Source organism: Streptomyces sp. 5K101, assembly GCF_046506645.1.
Taxonomy (GTDB): domain Bacteria; phylum Actinomycetota; class Actinomycetes; order Streptomycetales; family Streptomycetaceae; genus Streptomyces.
In genome coordinates this window covers 335,540-359,803 of sequence record NZ_JBKFFO010000002.1, presented here as the reverse complement: position 1 = coordinate 359,803, position 24,264 = coordinate 335,540, and the positions used below count along the sequence as shown (strand labels likewise).

The 24,264-nt window shown below is 70.6% G+C and carries 21 protein-coding genes and 2 pseudogenes; 8 read left to right on the top strand and 15 right to left on the bottom strand.

The annotated features are described in order from the left end of the window. Positions 1–60: 60 nt before the first annotated feature. The 3 genes and pseudogenes from ACLB9X_RS04675 to ACLB9X_RS04665 form a co-directional block, all read right to left on the bottom strand. Positions 61–1,026 (bottom strand): alpha/beta hydrolase, encoded by a 966-nt coding sequence (locus ACLB9X_RS04675; RefSeq protein ID WP_410358923.1) that lies wholly within the window; start codon positions 1,024–1,026, stop codon positions 61–63. 249 nt (positions 1,027–1,275) lie between these two features. Continuing rightward, positions 1,276–1,461, bottom strand: a complete 186-nt coding sequence (locus tag ACLB9X_RS04670) for a DUF6381 family protein (RefSeq protein ID WP_410358922.1) — start codon at positions 1,459–1,461, stop codon at positions 1,276–1,278. 199 nt (positions 1,462–1,660) lie between these two features. After that, positions 1,661–2,020: pseudogene (locus tag ACLB9X_RS04665) on the bottom strand (M24 family metallopeptidase); the annotation flags it as partial. On the opposite strand from ACLB9X_RS04665, the gene ACLB9X_RS04660 reads away from it, so the two are divergent. Next, positions 1,923–2,192, top strand: coding sequence for a hypothetical protein (locus tag ACLB9X_RS04660; RefSeq protein WP_410358921.1), 270 nt, complete (start codon positions 1,923–1,925; stop codon positions 2,190–2,192). The pseudogene ACLB9X_RS04665 and the gene ACLB9X_RS04660 sit on opposite strands and share 98 nt — an antisense overlap. A gap of 184 nt (positions 2,193–2,376) precedes the next feature. On the opposite strand, the gene ACLB9X_RS04655 is transcribed toward ACLB9X_RS04660, so the two are convergent. The 9 genes and pseudogenes from ACLB9X_RS04655 to ACLB9X_RS04615 form a co-directional block, all read right to left on the bottom strand. Beyond that, entirely contained in the window at positions 2,377–3,057 is a 681-nt protein-coding gene (locus ACLB9X_RS04655; RefSeq protein WP_410358920.1) for a maltokinase N-terminal cap-like domain-containing protein, read from the bottom strand. A 131-nt stretch (positions 3,058–3,188) separates the two neighbouring features. Next, on the bottom strand, positions 3,189–4,859 hold the full coding sequence (locus tag ACLB9X_RS04650) for an AMP-binding protein (RefSeq protein ID WP_410358919.1): 1,671 nt from the start codon (positions 4,857–4,859) through the stop codon (positions 3,189–3,191). Then, positions 4,856–6,829: an FAD/NAD(P)-binding protein gene (locus tag ACLB9X_RS04645; RefSeq protein WP_410358918.1), complete on the bottom strand. Its 1,974-nt coding sequence runs from the start codon at positions 6,827–6,829 to the stop codon at positions 4,856–4,858. Before ACLB9X_RS04645 ends, ACLB9X_RS04650 begins: the two co-directional genes overlap by 4 nt. A 54-nt stretch (positions 6,830–6,883) precedes the next feature. Next, positions 6,884–8,260 (bottom strand): methylaspartate mutase, encoded by a 1,377-nt coding sequence (locus ACLB9X_RS04640; RefSeq protein ID WP_410358917.1) that lies wholly within the window; start codon positions 8,258–8,260, stop codon positions 6,884–6,886. Next, on the bottom strand, positions 8,257–8,673 hold the full coding sequence (locus ACLB9X_RS04635) for a cobalamin B12-binding domain-containing protein (protein ID WP_410358916.1): 417 nt from the start codon (positions 8,671–8,673) through the stop codon (positions 8,257–8,259). The genes ACLB9X_RS04640 and ACLB9X_RS04635 overlap by 4 nt, the downstream gene beginning before the upstream one ends. A gap of 129 nt (positions 8,674–8,802) precedes the next feature. Further along, positions 8,803–8,937 (bottom strand): hypothetical protein, encoded by a 135-nt coding sequence (locus ACLB9X_RS04630; protein WP_410358915.1) that lies wholly within the window; start codon positions 8,935–8,937, stop codon positions 8,803–8,805. Between the two features lie 18 nt (positions 8,938–8,955). Beyond that, positions 8,956–9,219, bottom strand: a complete 264-nt coding sequence (locus ACLB9X_RS04625) for a cupin domain-containing protein (RefSeq protein ID WP_410358914.1) — start codon at positions 9,217–9,219, stop codon at positions 8,956–8,958. A gap of 221 nt (positions 9,220–9,440) precedes the next feature. Further along, positions 9,441–10,112, bottom strand: coding sequence for a LysR family transcriptional regulator substrate-binding protein (locus ACLB9X_RS04620; RefSeq protein ID WP_410359142.1), 672 nt, complete (start codon positions 10,110–10,112; stop codon positions 9,441–9,443). A 57-nt stretch (positions 10,113–10,169) separates the two neighbouring features. After that, positions 10,170–10,337, bottom strand: a pseudogene (locus ACLB9X_RS04615) (LysR family transcriptional regulator); the annotation flags it as partial. Between the two features lie 650 nt (positions 10,338–10,987). Between ACLB9X_RS04615 and ACLB9X_RS04610 the strand changes: the two are divergent. Further along, positions 10,988–11,554: a DoxX family protein gene (locus ACLB9X_RS04610; protein WP_410358913.1), complete on the top strand. Its 567-nt coding sequence runs from the start codon at positions 10,988–10,990 to the stop codon at positions 11,552–11,554. A gap of 76 nt (positions 11,555–11,630) precedes the next feature. On the opposite strand, the gene ACLB9X_RS04605 is transcribed toward ACLB9X_RS04610, so the two are convergent. Further along, a complete protein-coding gene (locus tag ACLB9X_RS04605) occupies positions 11,631–12,227 on the bottom strand; it encodes a CGNR zinc finger domain-containing protein (RefSeq protein WP_410358912.1) in 597 nt (198 codons plus the stop codon). Between the two features lie 87 nt (positions 12,228–12,314). On the opposite strand from ACLB9X_RS04605, the gene ACLB9X_RS04600 reads away from it, so the two are divergent. The 4 genes from ACLB9X_RS04600 to ACLB9X_RS04585 all read left to right on the top strand — a co-directional run bounded on the left by ACLB9X_RS04600 (position 12,315) and on the right by ACLB9X_RS04585 (position 16,111). Beyond that, positions 12,315–12,884, top strand: coding sequence for a carboxymuconolactone decarboxylase family protein (locus ACLB9X_RS04600; protein WP_410359141.1), 570 nt, complete (start codon positions 12,315–12,317; stop codon positions 12,882–12,884). Positions 12,885–13,103: 219 nt separating this feature from the next. After that, positions 13,104–13,649 (top strand): HPP family protein, encoded by a 546-nt coding sequence (locus ACLB9X_RS04595; RefSeq protein ID WP_410358911.1) that lies wholly within the window; start codon positions 13,104–13,106, stop codon positions 13,647–13,649. Between the two features lie 37 nt (positions 13,650–13,686). Further along, the gene (locus ACLB9X_RS04590; protein WP_410358910.1) at positions 13,687–14,301 is read left to right on the top strand and encodes a pyridoxamine 5'-phosphate oxidase family protein; all 615 of its coding nucleotides are present in this window, start codon (positions 13,687–13,689) and stop codon (positions 14,299–14,301) included. A 385-nt stretch (positions 14,302–14,686) separates the two neighbouring features. Further along, the gene (locus tag ACLB9X_RS04585) at positions 14,687–16,111 is read left to right on the top strand and encodes a vanadium-dependent haloperoxidase (RefSeq protein WP_410358909.1); all 1,425 of its coding nucleotides are present in this window, start codon (positions 14,687–14,689) and stop codon (positions 16,109–16,111) included. A gap of 177 nt (positions 16,112–16,288) precedes the next feature. On the opposite strand, the gene ACLB9X_RS04580 is transcribed toward ACLB9X_RS04585, so the two are convergent. Continuing rightward, positions 16,289–16,675, bottom strand: a complete 387-nt coding sequence (locus ACLB9X_RS04580; RefSeq protein ID WP_410358908.1) for an ArsR/SmtB family transcription factor — start codon at positions 16,673–16,675, stop codon at positions 16,289–16,291. A 122-nt stretch (positions 16,676–16,797) separates the two neighbouring features. On the opposite strand from ACLB9X_RS04580, the gene ACLB9X_RS04575 reads away from it, so the two are divergent. Continuing rightward, positions 16,798–18,789: a heavy metal translocating P-type ATPase gene (locus ACLB9X_RS04575; RefSeq protein ID WP_410358907.1), complete on the top strand. Its 1,992-nt coding sequence runs from the start codon at positions 16,798–16,800 to the stop codon at positions 18,787–18,789. A 1,203-nt stretch (positions 18,790–19,992) separates the two neighbouring features. Here ACLB9X_RS04575 and ACLB9X_RS04570 read toward each other — a convergent pair. After that, on the bottom strand, positions 19,993–20,310 hold the full coding sequence (locus tag ACLB9X_RS04570) for a hypothetical protein (protein WP_410358906.1): 318 nt from the start codon (positions 20,308–20,310) through the stop codon (positions 19,993–19,995). Positions 20,311–20,860: 550 nt separating this feature from the next. Here ACLB9X_RS04570 and ACLB9X_RS04565 point away from each other — a divergent pair. Continuing rightward, a complete protein-coding gene (locus tag ACLB9X_RS04565; RefSeq protein ID WP_410358905.1) occupies positions 20,861–24,031 on the top strand; it encodes an Ig-like domain-containing protein in 3,171 nt (1,056 codons plus the stop codon). Positions 24,032–24,264: the final 233 nt, after the last annotated feature.

Sequence of the window (24,264 nt, the reverse complement as noted above, 5' to 3'; positions counted from 1 at the left end):
CCCGCCGGGCGCACGCGACGACGTACCCCTCGTAGCCTGTGCTGGAGTGGCAGGACTGGGTCACGCGGTGCCGAGGGCCGTGCGCAGGGTGGTGACGGCCTGGTGGATGGCGGCTTCGGCGGCGTGGGTGTCGCGCAGGGCGTTGAGCATGACGAAGTCGTGGATGATGCCCTGGTAGCGCACGGCCGTGACGGGAACACCGCCTTGGCGGAGCTTGCTCGCGTATGCCTCGCCCTCGTCGCGCAGCACGTCGGCCTCGCCGGTGATGACCAGGGCCGGGGGCAGGCCCCGCAACTGGTCGGTGGTGGCGCGCAACGGTGAGGCGGTGATCTCGGCTCGCTGGTTCTCGTCGGTGGTGTACTGGTCCCAGAACCACTGCATGGCGTCGCGGCGCAGGAAGTAGCCTTCTGCGAACTGGTGGTAGGAGCCGGTGTCGAAGGCCGCGTCGGTGACCGGGTAGAAGAGCACCTGCTGTACGAGCGGTACGTCGCCGCGCTCCTTGGCCATCAGTGTCAGTGCGGCTGACATGTTGCCGCCGACGGAGTCGCCGGCCACCGCGATCCGCGTGGCGTCCAGGCCCTTGGCCGCGCCCTCGCGGACGATCCACTGGGCGACGGCGTAGTTCTGCTCGATGGCCACCGGGTAGCGGGCCTCGGGAGACAGATCGTATTCGGGGAAGACGACGGCTGCCCGGGCGCCGACGGCCAGTTCGCGCACCAGTCGGTCGTGGGTGTGGGCGTTGCCGAAGACCCAGCCGGCGCCGTGGATGTAGACGATCACCGGCAGCGTCCCCTCGGCGTCGGCCGGCCGGACGATGCGGGCCCGGACCGATCCGGTGGGGCCGCCCTGGACGGTCACCCACTCCTCGGCGATCTCCGGCTTGCCGATCTCACCGGACTGCACCTCGTCGACGGTCTTGCGGCCCTCGGCCGGACCGAGGTCGAAGAGGTACGGCGGGTTCGCGGTGGCCTCGGCGAAGGCGGCGGCGGCCGGCTCCAGCACCGGGCGGATGGTGGTCTCGGACATGGGGTGCTCCTGGAGGGTCCGTCCGTGCCGCCCTCGAAGGCCACGGTGGCGGACGGTCGTTCGGGGTGGGTCGGGGTATCCGACCGTGGTCGCGGGCAGCCACTGCTCCGCGCTCGCACGGAGGAAGACGGGGCTGGTCCCGGTGCCGGGCGCGGGCGGGTGCAAGCCGGACCGCGGTCTGCACGGTGATCGTACGACCGGCGGCCCCCGAGCGTCACACTGGACACCAGGGACCGCCGGCTGCGGCTGCTACATGGGGTCGACGTCCTCGCCCCTGCGGTCGGCCTGCTTGCTCTGCTCGCGGAGCCTGCGGGCCTGGTCCTTGAGCCGTCGGCGCTCGTCCGGGTCGGTCGCGCGTTCTGCGGCTTCCTGCAGGTCCTGCACTTTCTGACGCATCTGCTCGGCACGACCGCCGGGATCACGTGCAGCGCTCATGATCACTCCTTGATCTGGGGAAGAGCGGGCCACCTCAGCGAAGCAACGCCCGCGGGCCGGCGCATCCGGTACGGTCACCCACCGCGATCCCTGCAGCTCAGCAGCCGCCCGTACGCAACACGTGCCGGGCAACGCCGCCGTTACGTGGCGACCGCTCCGGCGTGCTCAGCGTCGCGGCGGTCCCCTGCCCGGAACAGGGCAGGGTCAGAATGCGGGGGCCCTCGTCGGTGATGGCGACCGTGTGCTCGATGTGGGCTGCCCGGCTGCCGTCAACGGTGTGCAGAGTCCAGCCGTCGGTGCCGGTGCGGTAGTCGTCGTGTCCGCCGGCCATGAGCATGGGTTCGATGGCGAGGGCCAGGCCGTGGCGGAGGGGGAAGCCGCGGCGGGGGCGTCCTCGGTTGGGGACGTGGGGGTCTTCGTGCATCCGGCGGCCGATGCCGTGACCGCCGAAGTCGTCGGGCATGCCGCAGCCTGCCTTCCGGGCGACGGCGCCGATGGCGTGGGAGATGTCGCCGATGCGGTTGCCGGGTCTGGCTGCGGCGATGCCGGCGTCGAGAGCTCACACGGCCGCGCTCCACTGCATCGATGCCGCCCCCACCGATGCCCTGTTCATCGACGACACCCCAGGCCACGTCGCCACAGTCCGATCGCTCGGTATGACCGGTCACGTGCACATGAACACCGAGGACACCCTCACCCGGATCAAGGGTTTCCTGCGATCTCCGCGCTGAGACTGGCACACGGCCCCGCGGCTTCATCATTCGTCGTCGCTCGTTACGCGAGGGACCTGTGTACTCTCCACCGGCCGGAAGCCGCTTCCCGTCGGACGCCGGGCCCACGGTGCTCATTCGACGCCCGGCGCCGCCCCGCGGTTATGGGGCCGGCCCCGAGCCCGGTCCGGACGCGGGAGCCGGTTCAGGGGACGACGGCCAGCAGGCCTCGGCATTCGGCGCCGTGTGGCAAGCGCCATCCGGCGGTGACGTATCCACGGGGAACCGTCCCGTCGGCGGGGGAATCCTCCGGGCGGAGGATGCGGGGCACCCGGATGGTGAGACGTCCGGTCGGCCCGCTCCGTGGGCCGGCCGCGGTGGTGGTCTCGACGGCGAGGTCTGTGCCGTCGGGGCCGTTGGTCACCACGGTGGAACTGACCAGAGCCGAGCCGATGGTCCCGGAGAAGTGACGGGTGACGGAGCGGTCAGCGGCGTTGCTGAGGCTCTGGGCCTGTGGCTCGGCGTGGCCCAGGACGAGGCCGAGCAGTTGCGTCACGAGAACCGGGTCGTGGGCTCCGTCGTAGATCCAGCGCCGTCCCAGCACTCCGTGCTCGGCGGTGCCGATGAGGGCGTGCTCGGCTCCGTCGAGTGGTGCCCCGCGGTAGCTGAGCGGCACATGGTAGGTGAGTGGTCGGTTGCCGGATCCGTCGGTGACCACCATGAACTCGATCCCGACCTCGCCCTGCGGGTCGTCGAGGCGGAAGCCGCCGGCGTTGGTCAGTTCGGGACGGCGCCCGGTACCTGCGTACCACGGCTGGACGGGCAGCCAGGAGGTGAGAAGCTCCAGCTTGCTGGGCGTCATGGTCGTGCGGTGGATGACCGCCATGTCTCCAAATCCCTCTCGTCGGCGTCGGCTTGGCTCGTTACGGTCTCACATGGCCCCGTGGCCCGGGGCGCTCTGGTGGTCCGTCCCGGCGGCGTTCGGTCAGGGCAGGCAGTACGCCGCCGGGACGGGGCTCAGTCGGCTGCCGTGGTGCGCAGGACGGCCCGGCGGGTCTTGCCGGAGGACGTCTTGGGCAGCCTGTCGGTGAAGGTGACGGAGTGAATGTGCTTTTCGGCGGGCAGACGGGCGTGGGCTGCGGCGAGTACGGCCTTGGCCGTCGACTCCTCCGGCGGCCATCCGGCGGCGGGCACCAGGAAGGCGTGCGGTACCCATTGCCCGATGGGATGCGGTGCCGGGACGACGGCCGCGTCGGCCACGGCGGGGTGGGTGCGCAGCGCATGTTCCAGTTCCAGGGGCGAGATCCGGTGGTCGAAGGACTTGAACATGTCGTCCGCGCGGCCGATGTACGTCAGGTAGCCGTCGGTGGACCGTGTCACCAGGTCACCGGTGCGGTAGTGCCCCTCGGCGAAGGCGGCGTCGGTGCGGGCCGTGTCGTCGTGGTAGCCGGCCATGACGCCGGCCGGCCGGTCGGTGAGATCGACGCAGAGCTCACCGATGGCGCCGTCCGGAACGGGCGTCCCGGCCTCGGGGTCGAGGACGGCGATGCGGTAGCCGGGCAGTGGCAGTCCCATGCGGCCGGGGGCGGCCGGCCGGCCCGGCGGGTTGCCGATCTGGGCGGTGGTCTCGGTCTGACCGTAGCCGTCGCGGATGTCCAGGCCCCAGGCGTCCCGAACGGCCCGGAAGGTGGCCGCATCGAGCGGTTCGCCGGCGCTCGTGGCCTCGCGCAGATGGGCGGGTGCTCCGGCCATTCCATGCGCGACGAGTGAGCGCCAGACGGTCGGTGGTGCACAGAAGCCGGTGACCGGGTGCCGGCGGAGGGCATCGAGGATGTCCGTGGGGGTGTCGGCGCCGGGGACGAGGGTGAGGATGGTCGCTTCGGCGTTCCACGGGACGAAGAAGGAGCTCCAGGCGTGCTTGGCCCAGCCCGGGGCGGAGATGTTGAGGTGGAGGTCGCCGGGGCGCAGCCCGTTCCAGTACATGCCGGAGAGATGGCCGACCGGGTAGCTGAGGTGGGTATGGCGGACGATCTTCGGCCGGGAGGTGGTGCCGGAGGTGAAGTAGTAGAAGAGGGTGTCGTCGGACTGCGTGGGCTCGGGGGGCCGGAAGACAGGGGTGTGGCCGTGGGAGTCGTGGTAGTCGAGCCAGCCCACGGGAGGGGGGCCGACGGTGATTCTGGTGACCGACACGCCTGCCGCGGCGTCGACCCGGTGGGTGAGCCGGCTCTCGGCGATGACGTGACGAATGTCCGCACGGCCGATCCGGTCGGTGAGGTCGTCGACGGTGGCAGTGGTGTAGGTGGGGACCACGACCGCGCCGATCTTGATGGCGGCGAGCATGCTCTCCCAGAGTTCGACGCGGTTGTCGAGCAGCAGGAGGACCGGGTCACCACGCCGTACGCCGTGGGCGCCGAGCCAGCCGGCGAGCTGGTCGGACCGCTGGGCCAGCTGGTGGAAGGTCACGGCCTGGTCCTGGCCGCGCCCGGTGATCCGCAGCGCGGTGCTGTGGTTGTCCCGTGCGATCGCGTCGAACCAGTCCACGGCCCAGTTGAAGTACTCGGGCCGTGGCCAGCGAAATCGCCGGGAGGCGCCCTCGGGGTCGTCGCGGTGGGCCAGCAGGAGGTCACGGGCCCGGCGGAACTCCCGGCCGGCCGGTGACATGCCGCCCGGCGGCAGGGCGGCCTTCATCGCTGGGCCGCGTGGGCTCGGGCCGGGGCCGTACGAGGCCGGGCCGGGTCGGCGAGGAGGTCGGCGGCGATGGCGTCGGCGTCCTTGTAGAAGAGGGTGCTGACGCCGGGCCGGCTGCTGCCGACCTGGGTGAACCAGCGGGTGTGCTCGGTGGGGATGCCGATGGCGTAGAGGTCGGTGAGGACCTTGCCGTCGCGGTCGATGACGTGGAACGGAGCGGGAGTGACGGCCATGCCTCCGCTGTCGAGACGCTGGCCGTGGACGAGGTCCTCGACGACGTATTCGCTGACGATGCCGTCGTCGAGGAGCCGGCGCATGAGCGCAGAGGTGTCCCGGGCGAGGGCGGGGGTGGGGATACGTGCCTCGATCAGGGCGGTCAGGTGGTGGCCGGAGCCGTCGACCCGGGGCGAGTGGATGTGGAAGCGGCCGGCCTGCTCGTCGGCGGTGAAGCGGGCGTCGGGGCCGGCGATGTCGACGAGGCCGGCTTCGATGAGCGCGAGCAGCTGCTGCACACGCTCGCGGGGCGGCCCGGCCGAGAGCAGCGCGTTGACCGGAAGGAAGTCGGTGAGGAAGGCGTGCCGGTGGGACTCGGGCAGCAGGCCGCCGTAGTCGACCGCCTCACGCACGACATTGCGGATGTCCCGCAGGACGTCGAGGGCGGCCTTGAGCGGGCCGTCGTGGTTTCCGAGCTCTGCTTGGTCGAGGTCGTACCTGATGTACCGGAGCAGTTCGCTGCGGAAGGCGGCGGGGGAGGAGAAGTGCCGGTGGGCGAACGGCCGGGCCAGCCGGAAGATGTCGAGCGGTTCGACGTCGGGCAGGCCGGTCTCGGCCAGCAGTGCCCGGACTGCCTGCGGGTCGCCGGCCGCGGCGAGATGACGACGGGCGAACGCCGCCGCGGTGGCCTCGCCGAGACGGGTGCGCACGTGTGTCGTGCAGTAGACGTGCTCGACCTCGCGCAGCAGCAGCGGCAGCACGTCCTGGGCGAAGTCCAGTCGGGGGCTGCCGCTGACCTGTTCCCGGTGGTGGCGCGCGTCGGCCAGCGCCGCGCGGGTCAGGAAGCGGGCCGCGTGGCTGTACTGGGGGCTCTTCTGGTTGCGGCCACGGGCCGGGATGGGCAGACCACTGCGGGATGCGGCGACGATGTGCGGTTCGGCACCGCTCGGGCGGTAGGTCAGCGAGCCGTCGGTCGCGGTGACGAAGGTACCGCCACGGCCGACGGTGAGGCTGAGCATGACGTCGTAGAAGGACAGGCCCATGCCGCGGATCCCGACCGCCGTCCGGGGCGGGACGGCGGCGAGGGAGAGGTCCATCTCGGCGGCGGAATCGGCGGCCACATAGTGCAACTGCGGGTGGCGGGTGGCGAAGTCGAGCAGTTCCTGCTCGGCGGCCGTGGGGGCGTTGGTGGGGTGGCCGGTGGCGAGGACGACCCTGTCCACGGTCAGACTGCCGAGGCCGAGGCCGAGGCCGTGGTCGAGTTCGAGGTGGTAGCCGCCCGCGGGGCGCGGGCCGAGGGCGGTGATCCGGGCGTGTACGGGCAGCAGTACGGCGCCGGGCGGCACATGGCTGCGGATCGTGTCGAAGACGAAGCGTAAGTACTGGCCGTAACGCTGCCGGGAGGCGTAGTCATCCGGGCCGAGGGGCTGCTCGCCGTGGGTACGGGACCGCTCGGCGGCCCATTGGCCGAGCGAGGGCCCGGCGCCGGGCCGGGCGGGGCCTCCGTCCGGACCGCCGGAGTACATGGTGACCTGGCCCACGACCGTGTTCATGGTGAACCAGCCGGGCTGATCGGTGCGCCAGACGCGGCCCGCGCCGACCTCGACGGCGTCGATCGCGTAGATGCGCACCGGATGGTCGGATGGGCCGCGGGTGTTGAGGCGGTGCACGAGGCGCTCGAGGACGGATATGCCCCGAGGCCCGGTGCCGATGACGGCGATGGTGAGCGGGCTCGCGCGGTGGGCGGCTCTGGTCACGGTGGTTTCCCTTGCTTGCCGAGATCGGGCTGGTGGTGGCGGTGGCGGCGCCCGTCAGGGGTCTGCCGAGATCGGGCTGGTCGTGGCCGTGGCGGCTGCCGGCCGGGCAGGGTCGGGTGCGGACAGGTGGCGGGCGCGCAGGCGCTGCGCAGTGAGCGCCTGTCGGTCGAAGGCCCCCTGGACGTGGGAGAGCATGCCGAGCAGGTCCTGGGCCCGCAGACGGGGCGTGCCGGCGGGCCGCGGGACCGTCAGCGGCATGTGGCCGACGGCCAGCCAACGAAGCCGGCCGTGGGTGTCGATGTAACTGCGGGCCCGCTGGGCGTTGTCGGCGTGCAGGCAGTACGGGACGTCGAGGATGCCGCGCCTGAAGGCTTCGGTCAGTGCCCGCCCGATGTCGGGGTGCAACTCGAGCACGGCGTTGATCAGTGCGCTCGCCTCGTGGTGGACGGCCAGGCCGAGTTCCGGCTCGCCCTCCTGGTCGTCTGCCGCCGGGGCGGCGGCGCGGGGCACGGCTCGTGCGGCGGCCCAGGCTTCCTCCAGGGCCTCCACGTTGTCCTCGATGGTGGGGATGCGGTGTGCCTCGGCGGGGGTCTTGACGATGAGCCGCTCGGTGCCCGTGTGCGCGGCCAGCCGGGCACTGCGGCGGAGCAGCTCCAGGGCGCCGTGGGCGGTGCGCGGGAAGACCCCCATGTAGGTGTAGAGCACGACGTGCCAGTCGGTGTCGGCCAGATGCTGGGCCGCCAGCCGGCGCAGGGCGCGGACGGCGTACATGTCCTGGGTGTCGTCGGTCTGCTGGGCGTAGCTCAACGAGATGCTCCGCAGGCCGTGTTGACGGAAGAACAGTCCTTCCAGCACCGACAGCGCCACCAGGAGGGACGGTGGGCACAGCTGGCCCAGCATGCAGCCGCCGAAGCTCTCCATGTGAGCACCGGAAACGCGGTGTGCGAGGAGTTCACACGCCTCCGCCCACGCGCGGACGGCCTCGCCCAGCGGAGTACGGCTGTAGGGAAGGCAGTAGGAGACGGGCCCGCCCTCGGTCGCGTCCAGGCCCGCGTCGACCAGAGCGCGGACCACGCCGAGGGGCAGCGGGGTGCCGTGGCGGACCTGGATGGGCAGGCTCCCGGCCCACGCACCGGCGATCATGGCGCGGGTGGCGCCGGCCCCGTGGGCGACGATCGGAAAGCCGTTGAGGTCGGCGCCCGCGGCCAGGGCCCGGCGGGCGGAGTCGTGGTCTCCCACGCGGGTGTAGCTGTCGAGGGTGATCGTGCCGACCGTACGGGCCCGGGCACGGGCGACCGCCCGCAGCCCGGAGCCCATCCCGGTGAGCGTGGGAAAGCCCATACGGGGCTGGACGAGGAGTTCACCGGCGTCACGGGCCTGGGCGACTGCGGTGGCGAACCGCCCCAGACGGACCGGGGGATGGGCGCTCATGACGCGACGCAGCCGGAGACGAGTGCCCTGGGGTTCTCCAGATACCGCTGGAACTCCTCGACGCCACCGGACTCGTCGAAGACGGCGTCGAAACCCGCGGCGAGCAGGCCGGCGCCCAGGGCCCCGTCACCCGGGCCCTGGGTGCCGAGCTTGCCGCCGATGACGACCGGTAGGTCCGCGAGGTCGGCCTCCGCCCGGAGACGGGCGATGAGCCGACGGCCGTCCAGGTAGCCGTGGCCGTTCACGCTGCTGATGACGACGAGGTCCGGGCGCAGCCGCCGGCACTCGGCCAGCAGCAGGTCGTCCGGGACGCAGGCGCCGAGGTTGGCGACCTCCGCCCCGGTCTCCTCCAGAAGGAGCTGCAGGAACACCAGGTTCCAGGTGTGGGAGTCGGAGGAAACGCTCGAGACCACGACACGTCGCGCAGGCGGTGCGGGGCGTACCGGTGTTGAGGTGGGAAGGACGGGGGCGGGCATGGCGGAGCCTCACAAGCTCGGTCGAACGGGACGGCTGGACGAGAGGGGCTGGACGAGGCGATCGGTTCAGGCGCCGGCGGCCGCGCCGACGGGGCGGATGGCCCGCTCGGGGGTACGGGCGGCGGCGGGACGGGTCCGGATGGCCAGCACGGTGCAGCCCGTACGGCTGGACATCTGGTGCTGCGTCCCGGGTCCCTCCACGACGAGGTCGCCTTTGGCCTAGCTGGCGCCGTCGCTGTGGTCGAGCGTGCCGTCGAGGACGAGCATCAGCTCGAAACCGAGGTGCTCGTGGTAGTCGCCGTGCGCGCCGGCCGGGAAGCGGAGCAGCAGGCCGACCGAGTCCTCGCCCTGAGCGGCGTCCGGCGCCCAGAGAACGTGGTGCTCGACGCCCACGCGTCCGGGCTCCTGCCACGCCACCCAGTCCACCTCGTCGATTTCGAAGCCATTGCGAAATACATTCTGGATGTACTGGACGCCGTTCATGCGACTCTCCCGGTTTCGAAAGGACTGTTCGATTGCGTATTCGCGCTCCTCACCCTACGGTCGTGTTCCGCCGCTTGTTTTCGGTAAGAGCCGATAACAGAAATCGGCTTTTTCGAGATCTCCGGCGCGGTGCCGAAATCCGGGGAGCCGGAAAGACGTCGGCCGGTGTGCCGTCCCGTGGGGGACGGCACACCGGCCGGTGAATGCCGTACAGCGGTCCGTCAGACTCCAAGGGCCTGTCTGGCGGCGGCGCCGGGAGTCTTGCGGACCAGTTCGAGGAAGGCGGAGACGGCCGGCGGCAGCCATGTCGTGCCGGCCCACAGGGCCTGGACGTAGGCGTCGGTGCGCGGCAGGTCCTCGACCACGGCCAGGCCCTCCCATCCCAGGTCCTGCTCGACGGCCACCTCGGGGACCATGGCGACGCCCAGTCCGGCCCTGGCCAGGCTGATGGCGCTGCGGGTGGAACCGGCCTCCATGATCGGCGGGTTGATACCGCGCTCGGCCCTGAGGTGGTGCAGCAGGACCTCCTGGGAGACGCAGTCGGGGTCGACGACGAGCACCCGTCCGACCTCCGGGTCGGAGCCGGGGGCCGGCAATGGGTCCCCGACCGGCACGAGCGGCACCTTGAACAGGGACTGCCGGCTGATGCCGGGGACACGCGGAACCTCATCGGCCGGATCGATGGTGAGCGTGAGGCCGATGTCGACCTCGCCGGTGGCGACCGCGGTCTCGACCTCGGTGGCGGTCATGACTTTGGGGGAGACCTGAACGCCGGGATAGCGGTACCGGCACTCACGGACGAGCTCCCCCATCTCGTACTCCATGAGCAGCGCGGTCGACCCCACGACGACGCGCCCGGTGGCCTCCCCGTTGGCCTTGAGCGCCGCGGACATTTCGTCCACGACGGAGAATATGCGGCCGACGTATAACTGGAATACTTCCCCGGCCGCGGTCAGGCGGACCCCGTGCGGAAGTCGCTGGAACAGTGATACGCCCACGCGATTCTCAATCGTGCGGATATGTGCGGTGACGCTCGACTGGGCATAGCCGAGATTCCTGGCGCTTTTGGTGAGACTTCCCGTTCTGGCGACTTCCCAGAAGGTTCTCAGTTGGTACATCGTCAAATCCATTGCTCTCCCCCCATGGCAAAGGCCACCCACCCCCATTCTAATGAATGAGGTGACATCTTGCCGTTAGGGATGCTGGCATGGGGAACGTGCCCTTGGCAATACGCGACTCGCGGGCGACGCTGGACCGCACGGGTCCGTATCAATCACCTTCAGTGACAGTGCGCTTTCGGAGGATCGGCCCTCCTGTGGGGGCCAGGTGCGGAGGCCGGGATTCCCTCCTTAGCTATGGCGAGGAGGGCCGGACCGACGGAACGCGGGCCGGCAGATGTCACGCAGCATCACGGTCCGCCGGATTGGCCGGATCGGTACTTCCGGCGCGCGGGCAAGTGTTCACGGGACCGTTGGGTCTGCGACACGGGGGCCGGGGTCATCGCGTAGGCGGATCGGCCGGACCGATGGCAGGCATCCAGGACTCGAGCGGCGGAGACCTCAGTGGCTGACTAGCGTCCTGGAGGCGAAGGACGCGCGGCCCGCCCGCGACCGGTCCGCCGCCGCCGCCGTCCGGCGGACGCGCTGGTGGCCGATACCCGGCCCCGCCGCCGCCTCGTGACCTTCCCGCGGCCGCACGGGCGTATCTGCCGTCGGCCGCTCTCCTGCATTCCGGCTTACACATCCCGAACGACCGAAGGACGGGTCGCATGAACTCTGCCCTGGAACGTTCCCGCCGACGCGTGGCGGCGGGAACGGAGGCCCTCGCCGCGCGCTACCGCCCCTTCAGTGACGTCGCCCTGCGGATCAGCGTAGGAGTCGTCTTCACCTGGTTCGGCATCCTGAAATTCGTCCCGGGCACGAGCCCCGCGGAGGACATCGCCACCCGGTGCATGGGAGTTCTCTCGTTCGGGCTGGTGCCTGCCGAGGTCAGTCGGCCCCTATTGGCCGTCATGGAAGTCGGCATCGGCCTCGGTCTGATCACCGGATGGCTGCTGCGCACGGTGCTGGCGGTGTTCTTCGTCCACATGGCGGGCGTGTTCGCCACTCTGGTCATCGCGCCGGATGTGGTGTGGGCCCATGGCTCACCGCTGCTGCCCACGATGGAAGGGCAGTACATCATCAAGAACATCGTGCTGGTGACGGCGTGCCTGGCGGTCGCGACCCGCCACGGATCGCGCACCGGCACCCCTGGCGCTCCGCCGGCCACGGCCGCTCCGCGCCGCGTGCTGTCCGGTGCCGGGCCGGCCGGGCGAGGAGTTCCGCCGGCCTCCTGAGCGGTGACGGCAGCGCAACGCCGGCCCCGGGAACGGCCACTCGGCCGATTCCCGCCGGAGGGCCGGCGTTGCGGTGTCAGGGGGTCTTCCGGGTCCGCTCGTAGTGACGTGCTGCCCGGGCGCGGTTGCCGCAGGCCGCCGAACACCACTCCCGCCGCGGGTGGTCCTTGAGGAAGTAGAGCACGCAGCCCGGTGCGTGACAGGCCCTCAGCTGTGCGATGTCCGAACCGCCGAACAGGTCGACGGCTTGCTGGGCGATCTCGGCACGAGCTGTCGCCAGCCGGTCGACCGATCCGCACGCCAGTGCCCGCGGTCCCCCGCCCCAGGACAGCTCGCGCCAGCGCGGCGCCGCCCGCACCTGCTGGTTGACCGTCTCGACCGCCTCCTGCGGTGCGTCGCCACCCCCGACGGCGACGCCGGTCAGGGTGCGGATGGCATCCCTGAGGGCGCGGGTGGCCGCCAGGTCCCGGTCGTTCGTGCGCAGCAGGTCCCTGTCGTCGAGCGGCACGGCGAACCGGTGCCGGTTGTCCCGGAACCAGGCGGCCACGTGCTCGACCGTCTGCAGCCCGTCGACCAGCTGGCCACGTACCGCATACGTGGCGTTTCCCAGTTCGATCGGCAGCGGCTCGCCCAGCGTGGGGGCGCCACCGCCCTGAAGATCTTCCAGTTTCACCCCTTGATGGTAAGGCCGCCTTGCAACCGTAAGAAGTCTGTGTCATGGTTCTAACGTCAGAGACGCGAAGCAACCGTTACAAGTGTGATGGTTGTCGATTCCCCGGAGGACCACATGTCCCGCCTGCCGATCATTGAGCCCGAGACCGCCCAGGGCTCCGCGGCCGAGCTCCTCGCTGCGGTCCAGAAGGCCCTTGGCGTCACCCCGAACATGACCAAGGTGATGGCCAACAGCCCGGCCGTGCTCAAGGCCTACCTCGAGTTCTCCGGAGCGCTCGGCGCCGGCACCCTTCCGGTCGGCATCCGCGAAGGCATCGCGCTCGCCGTCGCCCAGGAGAACTCCTGCGACTACTGCCTTTCCGCACACACCTACATCGCCACGAACCTCGCCGGCCTGAGCGAGGCGGAGGCGGCGGGCGCCCGCCACGCCAAGTCGGGCGACGCCAAGACCGCCGCCGTTCTCAAGCTGGCCACCGCCCTGGTCCGCACGCGCGGCAGCGTGGAGGAGAGCGACCTCAAGACCGCCCGCGAGGCCGGTCTGAACGACGCCGAGATCACCGAGGTGATCGGCAACGTGGCGCTGAACGTGTTCACCAACTACCTCAACAAGGCCGCCGAGGTCGACATCGACTGGCCGGTGGTCAGCCACGCCGGCTGAGTAGACCGGGCCGAGAGGGCGCGCGGCCCGCGGCCCGTGGCCGGAGGCCAGGCGCGCCCCGGCGGCGGCCCGGCCGCGCGCGATTCCGCGGGCGACCGGGCACCCCCGGGCCCGGTCGCCTCTTCCCCCGCCCGCGAGTGCCGCCGTTCCCTCCCGTGCGGCGGTACTCGCGGGCACACCCCTTCGCTCCGTCCCGCCCACCCTGCTGGAGAAGAGTCGATGTCCGACCAGACCGTCACGGCCACCCCCGCGACGCCCGACGCGACGACCAAGAAGCGACGCTTCGCGAGCCGAGCCCCCCAGCGGCCGGCCCTGGCCGTCATCGCCGTCGCCACCACAGGTTCCGTGCTCGCCCTGCTCGCCCTTGTCGGGCTCGGCGCGCTGCTGGACCAGGTGTGGCTGATCCCCCCGCTGGCGGCCAGCGCCGCCCTGGTCTTCGGCGCACCCGCACTTCCCCTGGCCCAGCCGCGGAGCGTGATCGGCGGTCAGTTGCTCTCCGCGCTCACCGGATTCGCGGTGCTGGCCGTGGCAGGTGATTCCGCCTGGGCCGCGGCAACGGCCGGCGGCCTGGCCCTCGGCGTCATGGCCCTCGGCCGCACACCGCACTCGCCCGCCGCCGCCACCGCGGTGATCGTCGTCGCCCAGGAGCCGTCAGCGATTCCGTTCCTGCCGGTCCTCGCGGGCGCGACGGTCGTCCTGGTCGTCGTCGGCATTCTCGTCGGGCGTACCGGCGTGACACCGCGCTACCCCACGTACTGGTGGTGACCACCGCCATCGGCGCCGTCCAGCCCAGGAGGCCGCAGTGACCAGCCGCTACGCCCAGCTCGCGTTCACCCCTTCCGTCCGTGCCCGACAGCAGCGGCACGGCAGCCGCACCGCATACGCCCGGATCGAAGCGGGGCCGGCGCAGGCAGACCGGCTCAGCGGCGACGAGATCGAGTTCATCACCACCAGAGACAGCTTCTATCTCGCCAGTACCGGCGAGAGCGGCTGGCCCTACGTACAGCACCGGGGAGGCCCGCCGGGCTTCCTGCGGGCCATGGACGACACCACGCTCGCCTTCGCCGACTTCCGTGGGAACCGGCAGTACATCACCACCGGCAACCTCCAGGGCAACAATCGGGTGGCCCTCCTGCTCATGGACTATCCCCAGCGCATCCGGCTGAAGATCCTGGGCACCGCCGTCACCGATGACGACCCCGGCCCCGAGCTCCTCCGGGCCCTGACGCCGGCCGACTACCGTGCCGTCGTGGAGCGGGTCGTCCTCATCACCGTCGAGGCGTACGACTGGAACTGCCCGCAGCACATCACTCCCCGCTACACAGCGCAGGAGATCGAGGACGCGCACGCGCACCTCTACCGGCGCCTCGCCGAACTCGAGGCCGAGAACGCCGCCCTGCGTGCCACCGTGCAGTGACACCGGCATCACCCCGAAGGGGGCTCCGCGCCGACGCGCGGAGCCCCCTTCCGTCGTGATCGCGCGGGAATCCGGTCGCGAGGAAACGGCCGCGAGGAAACGGCCGCGAGGAAACGGCCGCGAGGAAACGGCCGAAGACCGGTCGCGAAGACTCGGGGGCGCCAACACGGTCGCGAAGAAGCGGTCATACCGTGCCCGGGACGTGGCTCCATCATCAGTGCCGATTCCTCGCATCGAGGAGGCTCCCGCCAACTGTCCTGGCCGGCAACTAGCTTCATCTGCGGGACGGCGGCCGACGCACCTACCGGCAGCAGCCTCCCACACCCCGCACACGCCGACCGGCGCGCGGGTACGCCCTCACACGGATCTTGGAAAGGACATCGGCATGCCCAAGTCCAACGGCTCGCGCCGCCGCGCAAGGACCGCCCTCATAGCGGCGATCGCCATCGGCAGCCTCGCTGCCCTCGTCCCCGGCCAGGCAGCTGTCGCCGAGGAAACAGAGGTGCCCGGCTACTACACCGTCAACCCGGTCGAGTCGGTCCCCGCAGAGGTCGCCGACAAGAAGGGCCCCGACCACGTCCTGTTCTGGGAGCGGGCCATGCTCCAGGCCACCCGCGAGGCGGGCGGCATCGCCGGCCCGATCACCCGCGGCGGCGCCCTGCTGAACATCTCCGTCTACGACACCGTCAACTCCATCTACCCGGTCGGCAAGCCCTACCTCAGCCGCTCCCGCGACCTGTACCGCCAGTACGGGGCTCTCGACCCGGCGATCGACTACGCCGCCTACACGGCCCTGAAGGAGGCGTTCCCCACCGTCAACCTGGACGACGACCTCGCCGCGGCCCTGGCGCTTCCCACCTCCGCCACGGCCAGGGACCGGGAGCTCGGCAAGATCCAGGGCACGAAGATCGCCAAGGCGCTGATCAGCCACCGAGCCACCGACGGCTCGGCGGACACCACTCCGTACGTGCCGAACCTGGCGCCCGGCCACTGGCGTCCCACCACGCCGGGCGTGCCTGCCGGCGGCCCGAACTGGGGCAAGGTCAAGCCCTGGGTGATCGCGTCCTCCGACCAGTTCCGCCCGGCCAAGCCCGGCGGCCACGAGACCGCCGAGGCCCTGCTGTCCAGTGACATCTACGCCGACGCCCTGAACGAGGTGAAGACCCTCGGCAGTGCCAACTCCACCGTACGCACCGCCGACCAGACCCAGATCGCCCGGTTCTGGGCCAACGACGTCAACGGCAGCTACAAGCCGACGGGTCAGCAGTACGACCACACCATGGTCGTCCTGAACAAGTACAAGCCCAAGGCCAGTTCCTTCTACACCGGCAAGCTCTTCGGCGTCCTGTCCATCGCCCTCGCCGACGCGGCCATCGTCGCCTGGGACGCCAAGTGGAACACCGACTTCGACCTCTGGCGCCCGCAGAGCGCCGTCCAGAACGCCGACAACGACTACAACGCCAAGACCGTCGGCGACCCCAACTGGCTGCCCACGTCCAAGGACGCCAACGGCGTGCACTTCTCGCCGCCGTTCCCGGCCTACCAGTCCGGCCACTCCACCTTCGGTGCGACCTGGGCCGGGATCATGAAGAACTGGTTCGGGACCGACACCATGCCCTACGAGGGCACCACTGACGACCCGAACGCCCGCGGCGTCACCCGGCACCTCAGCTCCTTCAGCTCCGCCGCCGCCGAGAACGCCATCAGCCGCGTATACAACGGCGTGCACTTCCGGTTCGACACGGTCGCGGGAGTGAACGGCGGTAAGAAGGTCTCCTCCTACGTCTGGAACGCCCGCCCGCTGGGCTGATCCCTCGCACACAGTCCGTCCCCGCCACTCCCGACACCGTGGGTGATCCGGGGCGGGCGTGACGTCGGCCTTCATGACCCGTTGAGGTCGTGAAGGCCGACGTTGTGCTTGGGGCGGGTGTCGGTGTCGCTGCACACGAGGCCGGCCGGCTGGTCCTCCGGGCTTCCCGGCAGGGCGTCAGGCGCGGTCGGCGGTGTCCTCGGAAGCGTCCGGCTCCGGCAGGTCGCGGGCTCCCAGGCGCAGATGCTCGATGTGGTAGACCGCCTCGTCCAGGAGCTGGGCGACATGCGTGTCGTACAGGCTGTACTCGATCCGGCGGCCCTGGCGGGTCCCCGTGACCAGACCGAGGGCGCGCAGCAGGCGCAACTGGTGGGAGACCGCCGACTGTTCCATGTCGACCGCATCCGCGAGTTCCGTGACTCCGCAGGGTCCCTGGCGCAGGCGCGTGAGGATCATCAGCCGCGAGGGGGTGGCCAGGGCCTGGAGAGTGGCGGCGATCGTCGCCGCGGAGTCCGCGTCCAGGTGCGCGGCCGGTGTGATGCCGCCGCTGACTCCGTGTCCCATGCAGCACATCGTAGCCGTGGTGTCAGGCGTACGAATGAATACCTCTTCATGTGTTCCGCTATCGTGAGGGGTGTCAGCCCAGACGGCTCCGCCCTGCACGGAGCCCCGAAAGAGGTGTCCCGATGGTTCCCCCGACCTCGCCGACCACCGCGCCCGCGCCCGCGACCACCGCACGGCCGGCCGCGCCGCCCGCACCGCCGGGCCGGCCGCGGACCCGGCTGTTCGCCCTGGCCGAGGTCCGCTGGGCCGCCCTGTCCGCCGCCGCGTTCCTCTGCGCCCTGCCGCTCGACCTCGCCGGCGCGCCCGCCTGGGCCTGGGGACCGCTGTACGCCCTGTGCTACGCGGCCGGCGGCTGGGAACCCGGCCTCGCGGGCCTTCAGGCCCTGCGGGAGAAGACCCTCGACGTCGACCTGCTGATGGTGGTCGCGGCGATCGGTGCGGCGGCCATCGGGCAGTACCTCGACGGCGGTCTCCTCATCGTCATCTTCGCCACCTCCGGCGCGCTGGAGGCGCTCGCCACCCGGCGCACCGCCGACTCCGTCCGCGGACTGCTCGACCTCGCCCCGGCCCGTGCCGCACGCCTCGCCGGCGACCGGCCCGAGGAGTGGGAGACGGTCGACGTCGCCGACCTGCGGGTGGGCGACACCGTCCTCGTACGGCCGGGGGAGCGGCTGCCCGCCGACGGCACGGTCCTTGACGGCGCGAGCGAGGTCGACCAGGCCACGATCACCGGCGAACCCCTGCCCGTGGACCGCCGCGCCGGTGACACCGTCTACGCGGGCACCCTCAACGGCACCGGCTCCCTGCGCGTCCGCGTCGACAAGGACGCCGCCCGGTCGGTCGTCGCCCGCATCGTCGCCATGGTCGAGGAGGCGAGCGCCACCAAGGCGCCCACCCAGCTCTTCATCGAGAAGGTCGAGCAGCGGTACTCGACCGGGGTCGTGCTCGCCACGCTCGCCCTGGTCGCCGTGCCGCTCGCCTTCGGCGCCGACTTCACGAGCACCCTGCTGCGCGCGATGACCTTCATGATCGTCGCCTCGCCGTGCGCCGTCGTGCTCGCCACCATGCCGCCGCTGCTGTCCGCCATCGCGAACGCCGGACGCCATGGAGTGCTCGTCAAGTCCGCCGTGGCGATGGAGCGTCTGGGCGAGATCGACCGCGCCGCGCTCGACAAGACCGGCACGTTGACGGAGGGTTCGCCGCGCGTCGCCGAGGTCCGTGTGCTGTCGGACGCGGGTGTCACGGAGGACCGCGCGCTGGCCCTCGCCGCGGCCGCCGAGGTCCACAGCGAGCACCCGCTCGGCCGCGCGATCGTCGCGGCCGCGCGTGAACGCGGGCTACGGCTGCCCGTGGCTGCGGACTTCGTATCGACTCCCGGACGCGGCGTCTCGGCGGGTGTCGACGGCCGTACGGTACGCGTGGGAAGCCCCGCCGCCCTGCTCGCCGAGGACTGCGCGGCGGCCGTCGAGGTCGAGGCGGAGGGCCGTACGGCCGTCGTCGTCGAGGCCGACGGGGTGCCGGTGGCCGTGCTCGCCGTCGACGACCGGCTCCGGCCCGGGGCGCCGCAGGCGGTCGCCGCCCTCGCCCGCCTCACGGGCCGCACGCCGACGTTGCTGACCGGCGACAACGCCCGCGCGGCCGGCCGGGTGGCCGGCGAGGCGGGCATCGAGGACGTACGGGCCGGGCTGCTCCCCGAGGAGAAGGTCGCCGCCGTGCGCGGGTGGCAGGAGGCGGGGGAGAGGGTGCTGATCGTCGGCGACGGCGTGAACGACGCGCCCGCGCTCGCCGCCGCCCACACCGGCATCGCGATGGGCCGCGCGGGTTCCGACCTCGCCCTGGAGAGCGCGGACGCGGTGGTCGTACGGGACGAACTGGCCACGGTCCCGGCCGTGGTGGCCCTCTCGCGCCGCGCCCGCAGGCTGGTGGTGCAGAACCTCGTGATCGCGTCGGTGTGCATCGGCGTGCTGGTGGTGTGGGACCTCGCGGGCCACCTCCCGCTGCCCCTGGGCGTGGCGGGCCACGAAGGCTCGACGGTCCTGGTCGCCCTCAACGGCCTGCGCCTGCTGCGCGAATCGTCCTGGCGCGAGGCGACTTCGGGGTGGATTCCCGGGTGAGCCGTCGGCTTATGAGGTCGATCATCGCGACGTGGATTATGGCTTCGGGAGGAGGCAACCGCCGTGGCTCTGAGGTGGACGACGACGCTCTCGCCTGGCGAAACGGTGATCACCTGTTTTTCGAACCAGGCAGACGCCGGCTGATCGCTGTCCAGGTCCAGCTCCATCCGGAGCGGCTCCTCGCCCCTTCCCAGCCCGACTGTGACGAACGTCCCCGTCAGCACATTCGTCCTTGCACGGACCTCGGCACGCATGCCGGTGACGACTGCCGGGAGTTCCGCTCCCTGGAACGTGATACGCCGCTCGGTGACATTGACCTCGGCGCCTCCGCGGTCGTAAAGGTACCGATCGATCGCTCGGTACCCATCTCTCGGGGATCGCTTCGATCGAGCTGCCCTGGTAGCGCATTCGGCGTCCGCTGGGGTCAACGGATCGGGCAGCGCCCAACAGGCGCCGATTGGCTCGACCTGCAGGTGCCGCGGCTTTGCGATGTTGATGTCCACCGCACGGCGGCGAAGGATCCGGGCGACCAGACTGGGCGTTGCCAGAATGCCGGCGAGGCCCGCGGTGGCCAGGGCGGCGACCGTCCACGTCCATCGGTTGGGACCGTCCTCACGCCCAGTTGACGAACAGTCCGAGAGCAACTGTTGCCACCGTCGTCGCTGCCAGCCCTGAACCCAGCCCCGATCCCCGCACCGCGATCCCTCCGTTCACCAGCTCGCATCAGCACCGTACTGGCAGCAAGCCGTGCTGAAGGCGAATACCAGTACTCACCGCTTCCGGTAGTGGCCGCCCCCGGCAGGCAGTAGCGGGTCTTCCGAGAAGTCAGAGTGGGGCGACATGCACCGATCCCCCGCCAGGACGGCCGCTCGGTGCGACTCGCCCCTGAGCCCCACGCGTTCTCGCCAACGTGACGCCGGAAAACCGGAACGTTCAGATGCTCGCCCACGGAACCATGCAGGCCGTTCCCAACCGGAAGAGGTCGACTGGCGGTCCCCTATCTACAAGACCTTTTCCGCCGGACGCCATCCTCCAGGTGGCAAGAAACCAAACCGCAAACCGACATGGTTTGAGGTCTTCCTCACGGTAACAGCGATGCTGGGGATGACGCCCAGCGAAAGGCAGTCGTACTTCGACGGCGTGCAGCCGGGCGTGGACGCCATATGGACGGAGGGGACCGTCACCATCTGTTGGCGGCGAAGGTTACTCGCCGGCACCCGTCGACGACGAGCCCGACGACGACGCGTAGCGGTGCCTGTCCGGCCAGTTCACCCCACTCCGGAGTTCCGGTGACGTCGCGTCCAGTGCGCACGCGATAGCGGATCTTTGTGCCTGCAGGTCCCGAGGCACGAATAGTTCCCCACGGGATCGTTGACCGGTCTTGAGGCCGGTGAAGTTGCGGTCCTCGTTGACCAGGTCGAGATTGATGCCGTTCAGGCGTCGGCTGAGCGTGAGGGTGTCGCGGGGCTCAAGGATCTCGACGGTGGCCTGCTTTGCCACCGCCAGGTGCAGCTGCTCCAACCGGTTCGAGCCAATGCTTGCAGTCTTGTCCCGAACGGCCAAGACGACACCTCGTTCCTCGTCGGGACAGCGCTGCCGCGCAGCGAATTCCTTACCATGCGCCGGTGATCATAACGGTGCGTCAGCGGATACTGCGGCGTGACACGGACCGCTTATTGAGAATCACCGCACTGATCCGCTGAGAGCGCCCTGGGCGCCTGCTCCGCACGGGTGGTTATGTCGGTGATCTTGGTGAATTCCGGTGCCCCATGCCGAGGGCCCTCCTGAAGGAACGGCGTCGGGCTGCCATTGTCTGCGGGCGATCAGCACCGCCCGCCGGTCGCTGGACCGGAAGGAGAGGGATGAGCAGAGCCAGACAGGGGGACGCATGTTGAACAACTGCAGGCAACGGCGTGCCCTTACCATCGTCAGCAGCATTCTCCTCGTACTGCAGGCGCTTGTCTTCGCCGGACCCGCCCCCGCATGGGCAGGTCAGGACCAAGCACTCGAGACCGGCTTCGAGCCGCACAACGCCACGGTGAATCCTCGCAAACCATCGCAGGTCGCCGTCATGCGGGGATGCACGATCCGTATCGACAACAACTTTGGCAAGGACGGCTTCCCGATCACGCGGACGTCGACCGTCCCGTGCTCGGGGGACCCGTCTCTCGCCTTCGACTCACAGGGGAGCCTGTTCGTCACCCATCTCTCGACCAGCTTCAACACCACCCCCAACCGGTTCGGAGTGGGCGTCGGCCAGATCAACGACCTGACGACGACGGGGAACCAGACCTACACACCCGTCCAGGTGAGCGCGAACAGCCCGAACAACCAGGACAAGCAGTGGCTGGTGGCGGATGCCACGCCCACCAGCCCCTACCGGGACAACCTCTACGTCGTCTGGTCGGACCTCGGCACCCCGTGGGAGATTCAGTTCTCCCGCCTGGAGAGCGGCGCCACGAACTGGTCGGCGCCGCAAGTCCTCTCCACAGCCGGGGACGGGAACTCTTGGCCCTCCCACGCGGCTGTCGGTCCGAACGGCGACCTCTACGTCGCCTATCACGCCGACATCTGCGACGAGGGGACCGACGGGGCGCCCGGGGCGGGCACAGTACAGCTCCTCCGCGACGGCTCCGGCGGGGCCGACTTTGCCGCCGGTGCCGTTCCGCAGCGAACCTCCGCGTTCGGGCCCGGACAGGCGAGCGTCTCCTGCAACGTGCAGGACAACTCGGGGGGTGAGATCCCGGGGACCGACTTCTGGCTCCAGGGCTCCATGCAGCCGTGGGTGCTGCCCGACCCGGCCCGGCCGGGCAACGTCTACGTCGTCGCCAACGACGACCCCAACGACAACTTCGGGAACGGCGACGACGGTGACGTCCGCATCGCCCGCTCCACGGACAACGGCGTCTCCTTCGGCCCGCCCACCAGGATCGACCACGGACCGGGCCAGACCCTCGCGGTGATGCCCACCGCGCACCTGGACCAGGACGGGAACATCGTCGCCCACTGGTACGACACCCGCAGCGGCGAGCGGAACGGCGGCACCGGGCCGAACGGGAACGACAACTTCCTGCTCGAGGTCTACGGCACGGCGAGCCGGGACGGCGGACTGACCTGGTCGCAGGACTTCAGGGTCAGCGACGCCCCGTTCGACCCCGACCTCAACGCCCGGTGCCGCTTCGGGCCGACCTGCCCAGCCCGGCCGGCCGACCCCGAGCAGACTCTGCGCATCGGCGAGTACAACGGTGTGTGGACGGTCGACGGCGTCGGCTATGCGACCTGGACCGGTAATGCCACCCCGCCGACCGGCGGCAACCCGGCCGCCGGAAACCAGACCACGTACTACGACACGTTCTCGCTGCTCGGGGCCTTTCCCGACACGTTCGAACCGAACGAGTCCATCGACACGGCCGTCGCCGCCGCGCTCGGCTCGGACGACCGGTTCAACGGGGGCCGGCTCAGCCTGCACAGCGCGACCGACGTCGACTTCTTCCGGATCGCACCCCGCCACACCGGGCACCTGGCCGCCGACATCGCCTTCAACGAGGTGATCTCCGGGCTCCAGGTCCGCGCGTACGACAAGTTCGGCAACAGGGTCGCGACAGGCACGGTGGCGACGATCAGGCCGGGCAGCTCGACCAGCAGGCTCGCAATCCCGGTCATCGAGGACGAGCCGTACTTCATCGTGGTCAGCGACAGCGGCATCACCGACCCCACCAAGCCGGGTGACGCCTCGCCGACCGACCCACCGCAGGCGACGTACGACCTCTCCGTCGTCAACCGCGAGGCCCCCGAACCCTTCGGCCTCGACCTCAAGCGCGAGTCCGACTCGGGCCGGTTCGACAACGACGACGTCACCAGCACCACCGGACCGGAGCTCTTCCTCCGGGTCGACGACGCGGACCTGCGGACCGCGAATATCCCGCTGTCGCCGGAGAACGGCACGTCCACCCTCGTAGACGACGCCCCCGGCTTCAAGGTGGCCGTGGAGCGCGACGGCGAGCGCGTCGGCTTCGCACAGCCCGTGAACCCGGTCACCAAGCCGGGCCTGTACGCGATCGACCTGGACCCTGTCCTGACGGAGGGGGAGAACCTGATCACCGCCGAGGTGATCACCGTCGACCCGTCCGACGACCCGGCCGTTCCCAGCACCGCCCACGTCGTCGGCTCGGGCCCGGAGAGCGCCCACCGGCTGGGGATCACACTCGACACGACGGCACCGGCCACACCGGCCGCGGCCCCGGACCTGCTCTCGTCGAGCGACACCGGCGGCAACAGCATCGACAACATCACGACCATCACCGAGCCCGCCTTCCAGGGTTCACCGGTCGAACCGAACGCGCTGGTGCGGCTGACGGCCGACCCGCCGTCCGCCACCGGGCCCACCGTGGTCGGGAAAGACACCATCACCCCGGCCGGTGAGTACGAGGTCGTCAGCGATCCGCTTGACGACGGAACGTACGACTTCGCCGTGCGGCTCGAGGACCTCGCGGGCAACGTCAGCGCCCCGTCACCGTCCCTCGCGGTGACCATCGCCAACCAGTCGCTCACGCTCACGGGCGCCACAGCCGACCTCGTCGTCGACGTCGACCAGAACACCGTGACCGGCTACCCGGGCGTCCCCGGCGGCTTCGTCGGCATCCGCGGTATCCCCGTGGTACACCTGGACGCGGCCGGCCACGAGGTCGCCATCCAGGGCGGTGCGGGCGACGAGTCGCTCACATTCACCCCGACCAGTGCCAACAGCGGGCGGCTGACCCGGTCCAACTCTGCTCAGGTGCTCAACTTCACCGGAGTCACGGGAGATGTGGCAGTCAACCCCGACGGCGGCGACGACGAGGTCACCATCGTCGGCACCACCGGGGCCGACTCGGTCTTCGGCACCGTGGACCTGCTGACCCTGCTCCGGGTCCAGGGTCTGCTGGGCCTCGAGATCACCACCGACCAGACCGAGCGGATCGGCGTAAGCGCGCGCGGCGGCCGGGACACGGTGGACATCACCGCCATGGACACAGTCAGCGCCCTGCTGTCCGTCAACTCAGGTCCCCCGAACACGGCCGCACCGCCGCAGGGTGACACCCTGATCGTCCGCGGCGGCTCGCCCAAGGACCAGCTGGCCAACGCACCCGGCGGCCCGTTCTCCGGCGAGGGCTCGGCCTTCGTCCGCTACCCGCACACCACCGGAGCCGAGACCCGCATCGACTACACCGAGACGGAGCGCGTGATCCTCGACCACTCGTAAAACACGGAGGCGAACAACACAGCGCCCTTCCCCGGCAGCACCGGAGAAGGGCGCCGGCGCCTTGTCAGAGGTGTTCTGCGTGGCTTGCCAGGGACCTAGGTGTTGCGGGACAGGACGTTGGTGACGCAGGCCGATGCCTGTGAAACCAGGATGCTTCGACGGGCAGCGGTCGGGTAGCGTGCGGGCCATGTCGAGTCCTGAGTCAGACAAGGTGGGGGCTTTCGGTCACGCCG

Bases quoted from the DNA above. Each gene is read 5' to 3' on its own strand.
- ACLB9X_RS04660 (WP_410358921.1), top strand. From the start codon at position 1,923: ATGCCGCAGCCTGCCTTCCGGGCGACGGCGCCGATGGCGTGGGAGATG.
- ACLB9X_RS04595 (WP_410358911.1), top strand. From the start codon at position 13,104: ATGTCCGACCAGACCGTCACGGCCACCCCCGCGACGCCCGACGCGACG.
- ACLB9X_RS04610 (WP_410358913.1), top strand. From the start codon at position 10,988: ATGAACTCTGCCCTGGAACGTTCCCGCCGACGCGTGGCGGCGGGAACG.
- ACLB9X_RS04640 (WP_410358917.1), bottom strand. From the start codon at position 8,260: ATGAGCGCCCATCCCCCGGTCCGTCTGGGGCGGTTCGCCACCGCAGTC.
- ACLB9X_RS04585 (WP_410358909.1), top strand. From the start codon at position 14,687: ATGCCCAAGTCCAACGGCTCGCGCCGCCGCGCAAGGACCGCCCTCATA.
- ACLB9X_RS04575 (WP_410358907.1), top strand. From the start codon at position 16,798: ATGGTTCCCCCGACCTCGCCGACCACCGCGCCCGCGCCCGCGACCACC.
- ACLB9X_RS04625 (WP_410358914.1), bottom strand. From the start codon at position 9,219: ATGAACGGCGTCCAGTACATCCAGAATGTATTTCGCAATGGCTTCGAA.
- ACLB9X_RS04565 (WP_410358905.1), top strand. From the start codon at position 20,861: ATGCGGGGATGCACGATCCGTATCGACAACAACTTTGGCAAGGACGGC.
- ACLB9X_RS04600 (WP_410359141.1), top strand. From the start codon at position 12,315: ATGGTTGTCGATTCCCCGGAGGACCACATGTCCCGCCTGCCGATCATT.
- ACLB9X_RS04580 (WP_410358908.1), bottom strand. From the start codon at position 16,675: ATGGGACACGGAGTCAGCGGCGGCATCACACCGGCCGCGCACCTGGAC.
- ACLB9X_RS04675 (WP_410358923.1), bottom strand. From the start codon at position 1,026: ATGTCCGAGACCACCATCCGCCCGGTGCTGGAGCCGGCCGCCGCCGCC.
- ACLB9X_RS04620 (WP_410359142.1), bottom strand. From the start codon at position 10,112: ATGTCCGCGGCGCTCAAGGCCAACGGGGAGGCCACCGGGCGCGTCGTC.
- ACLB9X_RS04670 (WP_410358922.1), bottom strand. From the start codon at position 1,461: ATGAGCGCTGCACGTGATCCCGGCGGTCGTGCCGAGCAGATGCGTCAG.
- ACLB9X_RS04655 (WP_410358920.1), bottom strand. From the start codon at position 3,057: ATGGCGGTCATCCACCGCACGACCATGACGCCCAGCAAGCTGGAGCTT.
- ACLB9X_RS04650 (WP_410358919.1), bottom strand. From the start codon at position 4,859: ATGAAGGCCGCCCTGCCGCCGGGCGGCATGTCACCGGCCGGCCGGGAG.